We start from the raw sequence: 18,365 nt of genomic DNA, 5'->3' as shown, positions 1-18,365 counted from the left end.
TCAAATAGAAAAAGAATATTTACAAAGTCCATGATAATGTAGGCAATGATTACTGATTATTAAAATGGCATGGTCATAGAAAAACTAGTTTTCTTATTTTACAATTTATTTCTCTTGCCCATTAACTCCCGAAGTGACCAATGGATTACAACTATATAATAATCAAACTGATAATTGAATCATATCGTGCTTCAAACCATTTTTTGGGAACTGCTATACATGAATTAAAGTAAAAACTGAAGTGGTTTTTAAGAAAAACTCATGGGGAATTGATTTTTTTGTGACGAGTTTCCTTTATTATTAAGATTTGAGAAAAGTAAAAGGGTTGTTAAATCAAATTCATACAACATATAAATATTTAATAATCAGTTGGATACAGCTATAATTTCCATATCAGAAACTAAAAATAATTAATATTATAATTTAAGTGTGCAAGTTTGAATCTGGATTTTTAATAAAACACAATTGGATTTAAAAAAAAGATTTTATGGTGAGTTAGATAATCATTTTTTCACGAGCTTTTTGCAAGAGATTTTCATTGTCGGTATTGGACAATTTAAAAACTTTGACAATATTTTGTTTTCGTTTCTCTATTGTAGATAATGATAGATTAAGATGTTCGGTGAGGTTTTTTGTTTTGATGCCTTGGGCAAGTAGATTCAACAATATACGATCCGTTTGGTCTAATTGAAGCATTCCGTTTGCTTGTTCCTTGAGAAAGCGAGCTACTGTTTTACTATAATATGCCCCATCGTTAAGGATCTCACATATCATAAAAGTAAGCTTACCTTGATTTTCAAGCTCATCTTTGATTACAAAACCTTCTGGATTGACAAATTGAAAAATATCGTAAAAGCGCAAATGGCTTACTATTGATGTAATGAAAATGATTCTTGTGCCGGGCATGATTTTTCTAATAAATAGACCCAAATCTTGCCCATCGTTAACTGTTTTGGTTTCTAAGTCACGTAGTCTTAAATCTAGAATAGCCAAATCTAGTTTGAAATCGGATTTCTGAAAAGTTTGGATTTTTTGTTTAGCTGTAGTAAAAGAATGAATAGTACAAATATTGAAATTATAGTCCTTTATTTCATTCAAAACCATCTTATAATAGTTGCACAACAATGGTTCATCCTCAACAATGAGTATATTGGTGTTTTTCATTTACTAGTAGTTTGGCAAAACTAAATAGTTGTCTAAAGTCATAAATAATTACATCATTTCCTATTAAAGAATACGTAAATCATTAGAAGTAAACTAAGAAAACAACATTTCTACTTTTTTATTTTACGTATATAGCATCTAACGTAGAATACTACTAATTGTTTCACATATGTTTCACATAAGAGATAAAAAAAGGGCTTCAATCTCTTGAAACCCTTTTTTTACTAGTAGCGGGAACTGGACTCGAACCAGTGACCTTCGGGTTATGAGCCCGACGAGCTACCTACTGCTCTATCCCGCGATGTGGACAGCAAATATACAACCGTTTTTTGTTTATTTCCAAATAATAATCCATATTCACGTAATCCTTTTGGTCAAGTCCGGTTGAAATCCATAAATTCGGATTTTACTTTATGGAAGCTATCAACAACTTTTTATCCGAAATGTTGCCCTATACAGAATGGGCAATGCTAATACTTTTAATTGGTGGAGGCATATTTCTTGTTTTTCAATCTAGGTTTTTACCCTATCGATATTTCGGTCATGCCATAGCTATTACTTCAGGTAAATACGATTCGGAAGGGGCCAAAGGAGATGTGAGCCATTTACAAGCACTGTCAGCGGCAGTTGCGGCCACAGTGGGATTGGGTAATATCTCAGGTGTGGCCATTGCCATTTATATGGGTGGACCTGGAGTAGTATTTTGGATATGGGTCACGGCATTGATTGGAATGTGCATCAAGTTTTATTCATGTAGTTTGTCCATAATGTTTAGAGGTACAGATTCTGATGATAAATTACAGGGCGGCCCTATGTTCTATATTACCCAAGGAATTGGAAAAAAGGCCAAACCCTTAGCTACTTTTTTCTGTATCGCTGGCCTTTTTGGCTTTTTAGGTGTATTTACCGCCAATCAGTTTACCCAAACTTTTATGAATGTGGTAAATCCTAATGAGAGTTTGGCCTTGCTGGGAGATTTTAATTGGAAATTGATTGTTGGTATTGTTTTAGCAGTAATTACCTCATTCGTTATTTTTGGAGGGTTAAAAAAAATAGCCAAAGTGGCTTCGGCAATAGTTCCCATTATGGTTTTGGTTTATTTTATTGCGGTTTTAGTCGTGATTGTAAACAATGCGTCTGGGATTTTTCCTTCGTTAAAACTAATTATTACTGAGGCTTTTAATTTTGAAACCATGGTCAAAGGTGGTTTTTGGGGATTAGTGATCCTAGGTGTGCGTCGCGCGATGTTCTCCAATGAGGCAGGACTGGGAAGTGCACCTATGTACCATGGTCAGTCCAAAACTGATGAACCAATTCAAGAGGGTTTGGTGGCTATGTTGGGTCCTTTTATCGATACAATAATTGTTTGTACACTAACGGCTATTGTAATTATTCTGAGTGGAGCTTATTTGGAGGCGGAAAGCAATGGAATTTTAATGACATTAATTGCCTTTAAGAAGTCTTTGTTCGGCTATGGAGATGTACTCTTGATGATAATAGTATCAGCCTTTGCACTGTCCACCTTGTTTACCTATTCATATTATGGGGTAAAATGCCTTTCTTTCTTAACCAACGCTAAGATTGGGAAATACTACAACTGGTATTTTGTGGCCACTATTGTTTTTGCAGCGGTGGCCTCGGTAGATTTAGTCATTAACTTGATTGATTTGGCTTATGCACTAATGGTAATTCCCAACATGATTGCAGTATTGTTGTTGGCACCCAAAGTGAACAAGGCGGCCAAGGAATATTTCTCAAAACTTAGGGATGGAAAAGCATAAAGCAGGATTTGTAAACATAATTGGCAACCCCAATGTGGGTAAATCAACTTTGATGAATGCCTTTGTGGGAGAGAAGCTTTCCATAATCACCTCAAAAGCGCAGACGACCCGACATCGAATTTTGGGGATTGTCAATGGTGATGATTTTCAGGTGATATTGTCTGATACCCCGGGAATCATCAAGCCTGCTTATGAGTTGCAGACCTCCATGATGGATTTTGTAAAGTCAGCCTTTGAAGATGCCGATGTATTGCTTTACATGGTCGAAATAGGGGAAAAGGGGTTGAAGGACGAAGCCTTCTTTAAAAAAATAGAAAATAGTAAAATACCGGTGTTATTGTTGCTCAATAAAATAGATACTTCCGAACAGCAGGTTTTGGAGGAGCAGATTCAGCATTGGCAAAGCTTGCTTCCCAAGGCGGAAATACACCCTGTTTCAGCATTGGAAAACTTCAACGTAAAAGAAGTTTTTGAACGGATTTTAGAACTGTTACCGGAAGGACCACCATATTACCCCAAAGATCAATTAACAGATAAACCAGAACGATTTTTCGTCAATGAAACCATTCGGGAAAAAATACTACTGCATTACAAAAAAGAGATTCCCTATGCGGTTGAGGTGGAAACGGAAGAATTTATTGAGGATAAAGATATTATCCGTATCCGTTCTGTGATAATGGTTGAGCGCGACACCCAAAAAGGAATTATCATTGGCCACAAGGGAAGCGCATTGAAAAGAGTTGGAATGGAGGCACGAAAAGATTTGGAGAAATTCTTTGATAAACAAGTGCATATTGAGCTCTATGTCAAGGTGAACAAAAACTGGCGGAGTAATTCTCGTCAGCTAAGACGCTTTGGATACAATAACTAAAGCTCTAAACCCTTTTAAAATCTGATACTAATTTCCGTAGATAGGTTTTGAGTTGTTCCATTTGAGGTTTTCCCTTTTCTTTTCCCATTCTTCCAAAGGCGTAAAGAGAGAACCATACAATTATCAAAAACACCATTCCTACAATCCATAATGTAATATCCTTGCCCAAAGAATAATTGGAATAGGCAAAAGCAGCAAGAATCAAGAATAGCGTTCCAACACCAAAGTGTAAAAACATAAAAAATGTCCAGAGCGTAGGGTTGGGACCAAAAACACCATGAATTTTACTTACACCTTTTTCAAAAGAAGTAAGCTCCAAATGAAGTTGGGGAGTCCAAAAAGTAGTGCTCTTTTTTTTGAATCGGATATAGATGTGTTCATCTAAGCGTTTTACCATAAATGGATCCTCGGAACAATCATCAAAAATTTGCTTTAGCCGGTCTAACTCAGTGTTTAGGGATAGCTCAAATCGGGGTCGTAAAACAATTTCATTGGTTAAATCGCTCATAAATAAATGGTTGACATTGATGAAAAAAGGTATCATTTTTTCTTCATAAATAATGGTATTTTTGCCAAAATTTAATGCTGATGGGCGCCATTGTAGCCATTGTTGGAAGACCAAACGTAGGGAAATCCACTTTTTTTAACCGATTGATTCAACGTCGCGAAGCAATTGTCGACGCGGTGAGTGGAGTTACCCGCGATCGCCACTATGGCAAGAGTGATTGGAACGGAAAGGAATTTTCGTTAATCGATACCGGGGGATATGTGGTTGGTAGTGATGATATCTTTGAACAAGAGATTGATAAACAGGTAGAACTGGCTATTGAAGAAGCAGATGCCATTATTTTTATGGTGGACGTGGAATCAGGTGTTACTGGAATGGACGAGGATGTATCCCGATTGCTTCGAAAAGTAGACAAACCTGTTTTCCTGGCGGTGAACAAAGTAGACAATGCCCAACGGGAAGCTGATGCTGTAGAATTCTATGCTTTAGGATTGGGGGAGTATTATACCCTGTCCAGTATCAATGGTAGTGGGACAGGAGAACTTTTGGATGCCTTGGCAGAAGTGCTTCCCGAGGCCGAAGAGGAAGAAAGTGACTTACCTCGATTCGCAGTGGTTGGTCGTCCCAATGCTGGGAAATCGTCCTTTATCAATGCACTCATAGGTGAAGATAGGTACATAGTTACTGATATTGCCGGAACTACACGGGACAGTATCGATACCAAATACAATCGCTTTGGGTTTGAGTTCAACTTGGTGGATACTGCTGGAATACGAAGAAAAGCCAAGGTCAAGGAAGACTTGGAGTTTTACTCCGTGATGCGTTCCGTTAGGGCCATTGAACATTGTGATGTTTGTATCTTATTATTGGACGCAACCCGTGGTTTTGATGGCCAAGTACAAAATATTTTCTGGCTGGCGCAGCGGAACAACAAAGGTGTTGTTATTTTGGTAAATAAATGGGATTTGGTGGAAAAAGAGACCAACTCTGTACGTGATTATGAGGCTAAAATCAAAAAGAGCATTGAGCCATTTGACGATGTTCCAATTCTTTTTATATCTGTACTTACTAAACAACGGATATTCAAGGCAATTGAAACTGCAGTCGAGGTGTATAAAAACCGCTCAAAGAAGATAGTGACCCGAAAACTCAACGATATAATGCTTCCCATCATTGAGCATACCCCACCACCAGCCTATAAAGGAAAATTTGTTAAGATTAAATTCTGCACCCAACTACCCACACAACATCCTCAATTCGCTTTTTTCTGCAATCTACCACAATATGTAAGAGACCCTTATAAGCGCTTTTTGGAAAACAAGCTTAGGGAAAATTTTGATTTCAGTGGTGTACCTATAACCATCTTCATGCGAAAAAAGTAACAATAAACTAGCATTTTGATGAGTTTAGCATTTTTTAGATTAAAGTTATGTTAAGGTTGGATTGGTTTTTGATGACATAATATACTTTGCGACGAGTTATTCATCAATCAAAACCATAACCAAAACTACTACATGCGGAAAGTTCTGTTGACGATTCTGGGAACAGTATTTATTTTTTCAGTTTCTCAAGCACAAAACTTTAATATCAAGGGAAAAATTGTCGATGCCAATACCGGGTCAGTGTTGGAAGGCACCACAGTATATGCCGAAACCATTAAAGACAGTACCCTAATAACCTATTCTGTTTCCGATGCCAAAGGTTTTTTTGTTATTGAGGGAAAGACAAGGCTAAAGGAAATTAATGTTTTCTTTTCCTTCACAGGATATGAGACCTTGAAAATGAAGCTTTCTCCAAAAAGAAATCTGGATTTAGGGGAGATTAAGTTAAATGAGCAGGTACAACAGCTCAAAGGTGTGTACGTTACCGGCGATCGTATACCTATAAAGATCAAAAACGATACCCTAGAATTTAACGCAAGCTCCTTTAAAACCCGTCCCGATGCTACTGTTGAAGATGTTTTAAAAAGACTCCCGGGAGTCGAAGTAGATAGTGACGGAAAAATAACTTCCAATGGAAAGGAAGTCGACAAAGTTCTGGTGAACGGCCAAGTATTCTTTAGCAAGGATCCTAAAGTGGCCACAAAAAGCCTTCCAAAGGAAGTGATTGATAAAATCCAAATTTTGGATACTAAAACCAAGACCCAAGAGTTTACCGGTGAGGAAGGGGATGGCGATACAAAAACTATAAATCTTACCATCAAAGAGGATAAGAATAAGGGATATTTGGGAAGAGTATCGGCAGGGTATGGTACCGACGAAAGATATCAGGCCAATGGACTTCTTAATTATTTCAGGGATCAAGAACGGGTCAGTGTCATAGCTGGAAGCAATAATATAAACAATGCAGGTTTCTCTTTTGATGAGATTTACGATATGGTCGGAAGAAGTTCTAGAAGAGGAATCTCAATGAACAATCAAGGTGGTTTTTCGGTAGGGGGGCTTTCTTTTGGTTTCGGACAGGGAATTGTCACCTCTTCCAACATAGGGGCTAGCTATGCAAATCAAAAAAAAGGTGCCTACAGAACCGATGCCAACTATTTTATGGCTTTGAGTGATTCTTTTAACGATGAAAAAACGCTTCGGGAAAACATTTTGAATACCGGAAGCTTTTTTACAGAAACCGACTCAGATTTTAACGGTACAACAAATTCAAATCAAGGGGGTGCCAATCTGGAATTTGATATTGACAAGACTTTACGGGTTTCGATTCAGCCACAATTGGGCGTCACCCATACAGACTCTGAAACGGCCAGAAGGACAATATCTACTGATGATTTAGGTGATGTAATAAATACAAACAGCGTTTTGAACAAAAACAACCGAATGAACCGCAGTTTTACCAATAACCTCAGTATTCTTAAAAAGCTGGATACAATTGGAAGCTTTTTGAGGCTATCGTTCAGCAATGATAACTCGAAAGAAAAAAGTAATGCGGACTTTAATTCGGAAACCAATGTTTTTGGTGATAACCCCGTGACCGAATCTTTGAACCAGCAGACAGCTGTGGACAATTCAATTGATTCTTATCGTCTTGAGGGAACCTATCGATTGGCGCTTTCAAAAGTTTTTTCAATGGAATTCGGCTATTTGTACAATAATAGCAAAAGGGAGAATGCTAGAAATGTTTTTGATTTTGATGATGCAACCGGAAGATATTCAGATTTCAACCAGGCACTTAGCTCGGATTTTAAATTCACCAATGCCCAGAACACGCCTTCGTTAAGCTTTAGAACCAGAACGGACAAGCTAAATATTAATATTACTGCACGTTACACTAATACTGATTTGGCCAATACTGATTTTTTACAGAACAGTTCTTTTGCCAAGAACTACAACAATCTGTTAGTAAATTCTTCATTTAGATACACCATTGGTCGCAATAAAAGATTGAGCATGGGCTTAAGAACGGGGTTGAATGTTCCGCAGATAAATGAACTTCAACCGGTTCCCAATATTAACAACCCGCTCAACATTATAATAGGTAACCCAAATCTAAGGCCTTCTATAAACCGTAGGGTCTATTTTAACTACAACAATTACAATTGGAGGGAAAAGATAGGATTATTTGTTTATATGGGCTTGTCATATACAGATGACCGGGTATCGCCAACAACCACTACGGATGAAAACTTTATCAGAACCACTCGCTACGTCAACGTCGATGGAAATTATAACCATTACGGAGGTATGGGGTATTCCAAAGAACTAAAAAAGGATAGTACGCTAACCGTTCGATTTAATTTTAGGCCAAATTTTAATATTCAAAAAAATGTAGGGTTCAATAATGGAGATCGTTTGGAAGCTAAGCGATTTACGATTACCCCTAGAATAAGTACACTTTTCAATTTCAAAGAGTTGATCACCCTTGAACCTGAATATTCCATCTCGCTGAATTCCACGAGATATAATTTGGATCATCTGTCCGACATTAATTTCACGTCACACAACCTTAAGTTAAAAACCACCACATATTGGCCCAAGAATGTGGTGTGGGGCAATGATATTGGTTATAACTACAACGGAAATGTAGGTGAAGGCTTTGATAAAGATGCCATTTTCTGGAACATGAGCATTGGTTTGCAAATGATGAAAAAGAAAGCCACATTAAAAGTATTGGGGTACGATATCTTAAACCAGAACATCAATACCAGAAGAACCACAGGTGAAGATTTTATTCAAGACTTTCAAGGAACGGTGTTACAGCGCTATTTTATGACCAGTTTTACATATAAATTCGACCAGTTTGGTGGAAAAAAATCCAAACCCAGTAGATTTGGCTTTTAAATGATTTGATATGTCATTCCCACTAAAACGGAAGTCTCTTGTTTTTGAATAGTTAAACTCATGACGAGTCTATTATTTTAGATTGATCCAAAATAACATAACTCAATATAAAGGCACTCAAACAAACAATTATTGGGTAAATGGATTCAAAAAAAGTGTAATATAAAATCTCGGAGTCCAAAAATGTAGACCAACAAGCATGTCTAAATGTAAATTCATGTTTGTTTATTAAAAACCAAAAAGCACATAAAAAAGCGATTAAAACATAGAAACGAGTTCTTTTTTGAAAAACCACACAAATGATCATGGTTGCAATAAATTGAATAGGCATTAAAATCTCAATAGCTTCTATTATTCCACTTTTTGCATCAAAGCAAGACAAGCCGCTCGGAAGAAACCAATACATTTGGATAGCTCCAAATAAAGCAGCAAGTAAGCTGATAACAACACTCTTTTTTATGTTTTTTAATGACATGTCTATTGGGTATTATATGTTTCAGTATCTACAGTCATTATGAGAAGGTGAAAAACTTAGATATATTAGTTAATCCTCCGAAGCCATTTGCACCTTTAAATTTTGCTGTATCCTGTTGCCCTCGTCATCAACAGCGGTAAGGTGATAATCCCCAATTGGTGTTTCCCGAATCATTTCGTGAAAGTTGGTGGTGGATCCTAGATAGGTTTCATCCAGATACCAATGTACGGTGCTTTCGGGTTGTTGATGTGCCAATTTAAATATGATTTCCTTCGAGGCCTGCCCTAAATCCCGTGGTAAAAGAATAGTCTCGTTCTTTTTTGGAAAAACAAATTCCATTAACTGCCTTTCCTCGGCATAACAACCCTCCAAAAAGGGAGGTGAACTTTTATAATTAGGGTTGTAATGAGTATAGTAATGCTCCATAACGGGAGGCAAGCTAAACCAGCTTTTTTGTACCATATCTGCCAAAGGATAACAACCGGAATTTACCCTGAATTTCTCCGTTTTATCCAAAAATATTTGATGGTGATAGGGACACTGCTTGCTTCTGCTTCCTTTTAAAGGAAGCAATTCTTTTTGGGTATTGTCACAAAACAGGGAAGCTATAAACCCACTTTCTTTGCAAACCTCTAATTCCGTAAGATCATCAAAAGGTTCTTGAAACCAACCACTCTGGGGCAATGCATCCAAAACATCAAAAAAGAGGGGTGCTGCCGCAGTAACTCCGGTGAGGCCGGGTCTGCCTTCACCATCGGCATTTCCTACCCAAACCCCTATGGCATACTTTGGGGTTGCTCCCACTGCCCAAGCGTCTTTAAACCCAAAACTAGTTCCCGTTTTCCAGGCGATGGGTTGCGAAGAATCAAAAAACTGCCAGTTTTCATCTTCCTCGGGGCGATTCACTTCTTGCAAGGATTTAAAAGTGTGATAAAGTGATCCCGCATTCAAAATGGATGACTCAAATTGTTCTTTGCCAAAATTAATTTCACCATCTTTCAAGTACGTGGGTTCTGTAAATTCGTTGGAGCGGTAGGTGCTGGAATGGGATAAAAAGTGGTTCAAAGTAGATGCTGCCGAAGCATACGTTTTGGTAATATCCCATAAAGAGCTTTCGGCACCTCCCAATATAAGTGATAACCCATAGTGGCTGGCAGGCCTATCCAACGACTTTAGGTTCATTTTGTGCAGTTTGTTATAGAATTTTTGAAGTCCGTATTGCCGTAATAACCGAACTGCAGGAACATTTAAAGAACGGGAAAGTGCCCTGCTGGCGGATACCGCACCGGTGTGTTGTTTGTTGAAGTTTTTAGGGTTGTACCCATTGATTACGGTTGGAATATCTTTGACCAAGCTGTTGGGCAATAATTGACCTTCATGAAGCAATGAAGCAAATAGGAAGGGCTTCAAAGTGCTTCCCGTACTTCTCTTTTTGGTGATAACGTCCACATAATTGCCATGTTCGCGTGTCGTGGAAGAATTACCCACATAGCAAAGCACCTTTCTAGTTTCTACATCCAAGACCAAAATGGATAAATTATAGATTTCATTGTTTTTAAGTTGGTCGTAATAACGCTCCGCCAACCTATTGACCTGCCGCTGCAGGTGTCTATCAATGGATGTGTGAATCCGTTCTCCTGGATGTTCCTGTTTAATCCGTTCGATTAAATGAGGTGCAATGTTGGGCAAAGCTTGTGGTTTTTGGGGCAGGGGTTCTAAAATGGCAAGTTCATATGTGGTTTGGTCAATGTGTTTTTTGTCCCATAGTTTTTTTAGTAGACGATTCCGCTTTTCCAGCAAAATCTGTTCGTTTCGTCCAGGAAAAATTAGAGAAGGAGCATTGGGCAAGACAGCTAAAGTGGCCGATTGTCCCCAACTCAATTCATGTGCAGGAATACCAAAGTAGCGCCAAGAAGCTGTCTCTAGCCCCACTACATTTCCACCATAAGGGGTATGGGAAGCATATAATTTTAAAATTCCTTTCTTAGAGTATCTGAACTCAAGCCGTGTTGCCAAAAAGAGTTCAATGATTTTTTCAAAATAAGTACGTGATTTGTTTTTCCGACTTAGTCGTATCACTTGTTGGGTAATGGTACTTCCACCTCTACGGGTTTCTTTGGTCAGATTGTGTTTTATGGCATTAAAAATGGAAATAGGATTGAATCCGGGATGTTTATAGAAATATTCATCCTCAAACAGCAATACACTCTGTTTGAAACGTTCGGGAATAGAATCCATTTCAGGAAAACGCCATTGTCCGTCATCGGCGATTCTAGCCCCAATTAAAACTCTATCCGAGCTAGAAACCACTGTGGAAGTAGGGTCTTCAAACAAGACCTTGGGTAGACAGAAGAACCATACTAAAAATAACAGCACCAATACAGAGAATTTAATCTTGTGTTTTAACACTATTCTTTTGAATGTCAGCGCCCATTTCATCATTTGTCTTGAGATTGACCTTAGAATTTTATTGTGGCTATTTGGTTGCTATGAACTTTTTAGAGCATCTTGTCATTTCGATAGAGCGAGGAACGAGTGATGAGAAATCCCATTGTTATTGAGATTCCTCTTCGTATCTCATTCGGAATGACATCTAATTGTAAGGAGAATTCCACTTTCTTGTTTAAATAATTACTTTATCACTTTAATCCATTTTCCTTTATTACGGGCATAATAGTTGTCATCATACATGGCTTCAACCTGTAATCCTGGCAAATAGTAATCCCCCAAGAATGAAGCGTTGAGTGCTATATAAAATGTCTTGGACTTTTTGGAATCTAAATCAAAATAGAGATTTGTGCGGTCATCACGAACATCAATATAATCAGTTTTGTTGGAATTGAAATCCGAGGTTCCAGCATATGATGTATTCACAATTTCCCACCCACTAGGCACAATTTGGGTTAGTGCCAAATTGTCGATATAATCGTTGGAGCTATTAAACACGGTAACCTTGGCTTGTAACTCGGTTCCTTGTCGCAATTCAGAAACATCAATACGGTTTCCAAGGGCATTCACATAATCAACTGAAAGCCTCAGATTTTGTGCTTGGGCCAACTCTTGACCAACGGGAAGCTTCCCACTTTGCGCCAAAGTGGCATAAATAATATTGTTCTGGTTGTTTTTAACCTGAATTTGCTCTTTAGCGGAAGATATCACTAAGTCTCGCTGCGCAATGGCCCTGTCTGTTTTTACAGTGACTTCTTTTCCATTATTTGTGAAGGTAAGGTCCAACGACTTACCACCGTTTTGGGTCACCATTTTTGCCATGGACAAAAGGGCGTAGGCAGTTTCTTGCGTACTGTACCAGCGTTGTGAAGACAAGTTTTTTGCCAAAGAAACAGCTAGCTCACGTTGTTGGGAGTCTTCTAAAATAACCAATGTTTCTAAAGCCATGGCTCTGTTACGGAATACAGAACCATAGGTTCTATAATTATAAGAATTTGGCTGAAAATCGATATTGGCAATTTGAATCAGTTTTTTGGCTACCTCCTTTTTCCCCACTAGGGCATAAGCTGCTGCCAAACGCCACTTGGCTTCATTGCTCAGATTTTTTGACTCACGAAGGCGGTTCATCGCTGCCAATTCTGGTTGTTGAGCCAAGGCCAAAGTATATAAGCGGTAGGCTTGGGTGATATCATCATTATAAGTAGAAGCTTTTCTCCACTGTTTAGCCTCATTTTTCTGATAGCGCAACCAGTTGCTTAAAAAGGTCAACGGCAATTGATATCCTTTTTGTTTGGCTTCCAACATAAAGTGACCTGCATATGAAGTTCCCCATGCATTGGGTTCTTTGCCACCTGGCCAGTAGCTTAAGCCACCTCCTGAGGTTTGGAAATTGTTTAACCTTCTAATGGCGGCCTTAATATTTTTTTCTGCTCTCTCTTTCTTGTTGGAAGTAATGTCGAGTACATCATTCAAAAATAATTGCGGAAATGCCGAAGATGTGGTCTGTTCCACGCAGCCATGCGGGTATCTAATCAGGTATGACAACCGTTTGGAAAAATCCATGGGGGGCAAGGTCGAAAATTCGATGGTGGCAGTGTTGGTTCCCGATGTTCCAAAAGGTTCCAATACTATGGGTTCAGATTGATTTGCCTCCAAGGTGTACAAGGTGCTTTTTGAGGTGATGGGATTTGGATTTTCCACATCGATTTCAATTTCATTGGTGGCTTTTTCCCCTGCTCCAGATGCGGTAACTTTTATGGTTTGAAAGGACTTTGTAGGGTTCACCTTAAAGTCAAAATTCACTATTTGATCACCAACGGCATTAAAAGTGATGTTTTTGGAAGTCGCGCCGATGGGCTCGAATGCTTTGCCTGCCTTAATGGAAACTTTTACGTTCTTAACCTTTTTTTCCATGGCAAACACAGTAACCGGAATGGTTACTTTCTCTCCGGGCGACAGTTTTCTGGGTAGGGAAGTCAAGACCATCAACGGTTTTCGAACAGGAGTTGCCTTCTCCGCATTGCCATAGGCGCTATTTTGGTTCCCAGCAACCAGCATGGTGCGAACAGAGCCAACATAATTGGGCATTTTTATGGTATGGGACGCTTTTTCACCTGCTTTTAAAGTGAACGGGCCTAAATAGCTTACAACCGGTTTAAACCGTTGTGCTTTTCTGTTTTTAGAACCGTCACCGGCTTCTTCCCCACCACCGATTTCATAAATATTGCCTACACTCACAGAATAGGCGCCCATGACATCATCAAAAATATCGAAAGTCTTTACGCCCAAAGCCTGTCTGGCATAAAATGCGCTGTGAATATCCGGTGTCTTAAATCGTGTTAGGTCGAGCAGTCCTTCGTCCACAACAGCCAAACTATAGGTCATGGGTTTATTATTGGTTTCGGATACTTTTACATCGAACGAAGTTTCAGGTTCTATTACATCGGGCATTTGAAGTTGGGGCTTTAGACGTGAGGCCGGATTTTCGACCAAAAGCGGGACCACTCCGTACAAGCGAATTGGAAGGTCGTTTGCCACTTGCCCGTGAGGCTGTAATAACGAAATGTTGATATAGGCATTGGGTGCCATTTCGGCGGTAATTGGAATTTTGGCGGTAGTTTCTTTTGCCGAGGTTTCAACCCACTGCTGGGACAACACTTCTGAACCGTTTTCGATACTTATCAGTGCTCTTCCACCTCTATTGGATGGAAAAGTGACCAATGCTTCTTCACCCAGTTGGTATTTTTCCTTGTTTGCTGAAAAGAGAAGGATTTTTGAACTTTCTGAATCGCCTGAGGCGGGTCTTCTCCACCAATCTCTATAGAAATAAGTGGTGCGTCCCGTGGCGTGTCCAGAAGCTTCATCAATCACCCGAATTAAAAAGCGACCTCCATCATCGTTGGGAATGTTCACTTTAAAACTACCCTTGCCATTGCTTCCCGTGGTTACCGACATTTCTTTGTATGGTCTGTGGACTGTGGCATTTTCGTAGCGGGATAGATTGTCTCGACCCCGGTTCCACCACCAACGCCATTCAATCTTAAAGATTTGAACTTTCAGTTTTCGATTACCCACGGCTTTTCCACCTGCATTCACGCTGACCACATCGAATTCAGTGTTTTCATCGGTTAAAAACGAGCCATAACGGTGCGGTTTTGGAGATTGTAACCCTACAAAATGGGTGTAGGGTGCCAGTTTTTTAGAGAATACATCGATAGAAAAGTCACCACCGTCTTCAAAAACCTTGGTGATAAAAGTGGCTTGGAGCATTCCTGGAGCATTTTCGTTAACATTGATTTCTTCATTGAAATCAAGCACCCCATTTTCATCCAAAGAGGATTCAATAAATACATTTTCAACCGCACTGAAGGATCGTACAGGATCTCGGAATTTATAATTTTTATATTTTGGGAATGTGGAATAACTGTTCTGTATTGCACCTTTGATAGAAACCTTAAGATTGCGTGCGGGGGCTCCATGTAACCATTTTACCTTGAGTTCACCTTTGTTAACCTCGTCGGCTTTTAGATTTTCATCATCAAAGGAAAACTCCATTTTAAGTCGATTGGGTTTTATGGTGGCAATCTTTATGCTTTTGTTGTATACAGCTCCTCCAACCACAATTTTGGCATTCCAATCGCCGGTCGAGGCTTCGGGTTTTGTGGGGATAGGGAAATAATAAAAGTTCTTCTCTTTTTTGGCATAAAGACTGCCCTCAATTTGCACAGGGTCTTTTTTGAGGACATTTCTTTGGACCAATTTGCCACGGGCATCCCTTACTTCCAAATTAACCGGGTGATCGTCAGGAATGGGATTGTTTTTGTCATCCAGTACAAAGGTCAAATGTACGGTGTCACCAGGACGATGAACACCACGTTCGGTATACATAAACCCTTGCAGACCACGCTGTAAGGTCTCTCCTGAGACATCAAACTTACTTAAAGAAAGGGCATGGCCGTCTTCCAGTTTTGCATAAGCAAAATTATTGTTCTTTTGTGCGATGGCAAAGAAAGGTGTTTCTTCACCATCAAATAATCCCAAACCGTTTTCATCCGTAATTGCCTGACCAATCAGTTGTTGTTGGTAGTCATATAACCTTATGGTGGTATTGGCTTCGGGACTTGTAGTAAGCAAATTGGTCGTTGCAAAATGGTACGATTGGTTGTTCCCTTTTTTGATAATCAATCCCAAATCGCTGCCCAACAGATTTGTTGATACATCATCTAGATAGTAATAATACCCATTATGGCAGGGATTGTCTCTGTTTTCCCAATAATCATTATCTTCAAGGTCTTCCTGGTCCTCACATTGGTAAGTGGTGTGTTCCTTTTCAAAATTGAAATCAATTTGGTACAATGCCCCTGGGCTTACCTTAATCAGTTCTGAAAGGTTTAGGGCATGGGCCTTCCAATAGCTGGTGTTTGTATCTCCATTTTCTGTTAAAGGGATTACTTTATAGGCGACCCTTTTGCCAACCCGTACAATTTCGTTGTCGTATTCTTGTTTTAGGTTATTTACCTGCAAATACTGCAACATATTGTTTTCATAAATCTGAGTGACACGAACTTCAACGGCGGAAAGATTAACCGTTTCAAAATAAATGGGTGTGGATGCGGCGTTGGGCAGTATGGTTCCTTTGGAAATAAGCCGTACGGCAGGTTTTAACTGCTCAAAGGAGACCAATTCTGAAAATTCGTTTTTCAGGCTAAAACCATATTCACTTTTAATGCCTTGATGAACCGTTACTCTGGCTTCGCCGATAATTCGGTTTGAAGGATAAACCTTTAATAGGTTCCCATCAATTTCATAACGCAGATTTTGGTTATTTTCAATAGTAACAAGCCCTTTAAGGTTTTGATTTTTCTTTAGCGGTTCTGAAAAATTCAAGGTAAGCACGGCATTGGGCGATGAGGTGGTCTTGGAATCTATCACCACAAATTTGTTCAGTCCGGGGATAGTATAGTTTTCTTCTCCTTGGTTGTCGATGCCTAGACTTTTTCCACTCCAAACAATGTTGAGTTCACTGTCGTCGTCTAAACGAGGTATACTATCAATCCTAAAATTGAAAAATTGGGCATCTTCTTCCGTATTGCTCCATTTTACAGGAATTTCTTTATCACCCTGTTTTACTGAAATGATTCCTGTTATTTTACTAGCATCCAAAAGATCTGAAGCTGTAAGATATCCAGAGAGGTATTGCCAGTTTTTGCTGTACGATTGCAGGTCATCCAAATTGATTTTAAAGTTTGGGGCAATAGTTTTAAAACTAAAAGTGAATTCTTTGTATTCGGAATCAATCTCCTCAAAAAGTTTGTTGAGCGAAAGTGTTACCACATACTCTGTATCCGGTTTTAGATGTTCCGAAGGTTGAAAAACAAGTTCCCTACCATTTTCGATGGCGAGTTTGCCTTCAACTTTTGGGGATATTTTTATGTATTCTGAAGGAAGCTCCTGGGTAAGATCAAACTGTTCCAGTTGCTGTACAAGCATAATATGAACAAACCCTGAAACACTTTGATCTCCTTTGGTATGGTAACTTATATAATCCTTGAATTTGAATAGATTGTCTATTTCTGATTCAGGAGCTTTTTTTTTACAGGAAACAGCAAGAAGAATGATTGAAAGAACTAAAATTCGGAAGATTCGAGACATACAAAACGGTATTAAGTTATACGTGATTTTAACCACGGACAAGATAGATGAAAAATGGATGATGGGGCGTTTTGAGTTGATGAATGGCTTGTTATAATTTACGGATGAGCGTTATGGATGGACGTAACCTTATGAAATATTTATGATTTAAAAATAAATGCCTGATTTTAAAATCAATAAATTGAAGAACAAACAAAAAACGTAACACCATGATGCGCAACATTCTCTTATTGTTCCTTACTGCATGTGTTTTTTCAACTGTAAATGCTCAAGAATCGGATTATCAATTGATAGAGAAAACCTTGAATTATTATATGGAAGGTGGTTCTAACAAGGATTTTGAAACCTTAAAGAAAGCTTTTCATGACACCGCAACCATGAAATACATCACCAAAGAGGGGTACAAAGAAGTCAATGCTCTTGAGTTTTTTAGTGGTATGAAACCCGGTCCGAGGGTTGATAGGGTAAATCGTATTGCAGAAATCACGGTTTCAGGTCACGCCGCCAATGCACGATTGGAGTTGGAGTACGAGGATTTCACGTTTGTCGATTTTATGAATTTGCTAAAGATTGATGGAGAATGGAAAATCGTGAGCAAAATTTTTTATAAAAGAGTGGATTGATAGTTCAGTTTCAGATAAAAGCAATAATTGAATAACAAAGCTGGGCTACTGAGAACAGAAGCGAATAAATTAAAGGTTCACAATAATAACCTTTCCTATAGCATCCGAAAGCGCCACTTCCTCACTATTTACCACAATGGAACTTAATAAAGGAGTAGGAGCACAGCACTCACTTCTTTCTGATAGTTCAAAAGAAGGATTGACGGTAAACGAATCATTGTCCCCTAGGCTTATAGTGTAAAAGTGCTCGCTAGACCCCCAATCTGGATCTTGAATCAGCAGAATTGGACTTGAAATTGACTCCAACGAAACTACAGTGTTGGCGTCGTTTATGGTTAAATCGTTCAAGCTATATATGCCATTCTCAAAAACGTTATCGCCATCTAAGCGTACATCAAAGGCCAAAACGCCTAGTTGAGGACATAAAACTGAACAATCATCTTCAGAATTAATACATGATAGAAATAAAAATACGGGTAAAAAGGAGAATAGCTTTTTTAGAGTCATGAGGTATTTTATGATTAGATAAAAATTTATGAAAAAAGTTGCGTAAGACA

At 38.8% G+C, this 18,365-nt stretch carries 11 protein-coding genes and 1 tRNA gene; 5 read left to right on the top strand and 7 right to left on the bottom strand.

Annotated features, from left to right (window positions below; genetic code table 11):
• Positions 1–495: 495 nt before the first annotated feature.
• Together E4661_RS05575 and E4661_RS05570 are read right to left on the bottom strand one after the other, a co-directional pair.
• Positions 496–1,164: a response regulator transcription factor gene (locus E4661_RS05575; protein ID WP_136465842.1), complete on the bottom strand. Its 669-nt coding sequence runs from the start codon at positions 1,162–1,164 to the stop codon at positions 496–498.
• Between the two features lie 228 nt (positions 1,165–1,392).
• Positions 1,393–1,465, bottom strand: a tRNA-Met gene (locus E4661_RS05570).
• Between the two features lie 112 nt (positions 1,466–1,577).
• Between E4661_RS05570 and E4661_RS05565 the strand changes: the two genes are divergently transcribed.
• Together E4661_RS05565 and era are read left to right on the top strand one after the other, a co-directional pair.
• Positions 1,578–2,945: an alanine/glycine:cation symporter family protein gene (locus tag E4661_RS05565; RefSeq protein WP_136465841.1), complete on the top strand. Its 1,368-nt coding sequence runs from the start codon at positions 1,578–1,580 to the stop codon at positions 2,943–2,945.
• Positions 2,932–3,816, top strand: coding sequence for a GTPase Era (gene era / locus E4661_RS05560; protein ID WP_136465840.1), 885 nt, complete (start codon positions 2,932–2,934; stop codon positions 3,814–3,816). Before E4661_RS05565 ends, era begins: the two co-directional genes overlap by 14 nt.
• Before the next feature lie 4 nt (positions 3,817–3,820).
• Here era and E4661_RS05555 read toward each other — a convergent pair whose 3' ends face one another.
• Positions 3,821–4,324 (bottom strand): GTP-binding protein, encoded by a 504-nt coding sequence (locus E4661_RS05555; protein ID WP_136465839.1) that lies wholly within the window; start codon positions 4,322–4,324, stop codon positions 3,821–3,823.
• An 80-nt stretch (positions 4,325–4,404) separates the two neighbouring features.
• On the opposite strand from E4661_RS05555, the gene der reads away from it, so the two are divergent.
• Both der and E4661_RS05545 read left to right on the top strand, forming a co-directional pair.
• Positions 4,405–5,706, top strand: coding sequence for a ribosome biogenesis GTPase Der (gene der, locus E4661_RS05550; RefSeq protein WP_136465838.1), 1,302 nt, complete (start codon positions 4,405–4,407; stop codon positions 5,704–5,706).
• Positions 5,707–5,838: 132 nt separating this feature from the next.
• The gene (locus tag E4661_RS05545; RefSeq protein ID WP_136465837.1) at positions 5,839–8,610 is read left to right on the top strand and encodes an outer membrane beta-barrel protein; all 2,772 of its coding nucleotides are present in this window, start codon (positions 5,839–5,841) and stop codon (positions 8,608–8,610) included.
• Positions 8,611–8,668: 58 nt separating this feature from the next.
• Here E4661_RS05545 and E4661_RS05540 read toward each other — a convergent pair whose 3' ends face one another.
• From E4661_RS05540 to E4661_RS05530, 3 genes are all read right to left on the bottom strand, one after another.
• A complete protein-coding gene (locus tag E4661_RS05540; RefSeq protein ID WP_136465836.1) occupies positions 8,669–9,085 on the bottom strand; it encodes a hypothetical protein in 417 nt (138 codons plus the stop codon).
• A 69-nt stretch (positions 9,086–9,154) separates the two neighbouring features.
• Positions 9,155–11,524 carry a penicillin-binding protein 1C gene (gene pbpC / locus E4661_RS05535; protein WP_205728930.1) on the bottom strand — a complete coding sequence of 790 codons (2,370 nt, stop codon included), beginning with the start codon at positions 11,522–11,524 and terminating at the stop codon, positions 9,155–9,157.
• Positions 11,525–11,716: 192 nt separating this feature from the next.
• On the bottom strand, positions 11,717–17,185 hold the full coding sequence (locus tag E4661_RS05530; protein WP_136465834.1) for an alpha-2-macroglobulin family protein: 5,469 nt from the start codon (positions 17,183–17,185) through the stop codon (positions 11,717–11,719).
• A gap of 209 nt (positions 17,186–17,394) precedes the next feature.
• Here E4661_RS05530 and E4661_RS05525 point away from each other — a divergent pair, with 209 nt between their 5' ends.
• Positions 17,395–17,808, top strand: coding sequence for a nuclear transport factor 2 family protein (locus E4661_RS05525; protein WP_136465833.1), 414 nt, complete (start codon positions 17,395–17,397; stop codon positions 17,806–17,808).
• A 69-nt stretch (positions 17,809–17,877) separates the two neighbouring features.
• Here the strand turns inward: E4661_RS05525 and E4661_RS05520 are convergent, their stop codons facing one another.
• Positions 17,878–18,315, bottom strand: a complete 438-nt coding sequence (locus tag E4661_RS05520; protein ID WP_136465832.1) for a hypothetical protein — start codon at positions 18,313–18,315, stop codon at positions 17,878–17,880.
• Between the last annotated feature and the right edge of the window lie 50 nt (positions 18,316–18,365).

The organism is Flagellimonas onchidii (assembly GCF_004804315.1).
Classification (GTDB): Bacteria; Bacteroidota; Bacteroidia; order Flavobacteriales; family Flavobacteriaceae; genus Flagellimonas; species Flagellimonas onchidii.
The sequence above is the reverse complement of the archived record's forward strand: the minus strand, read 5'-3'. Positions and strand labels throughout refer to the sequence as shown.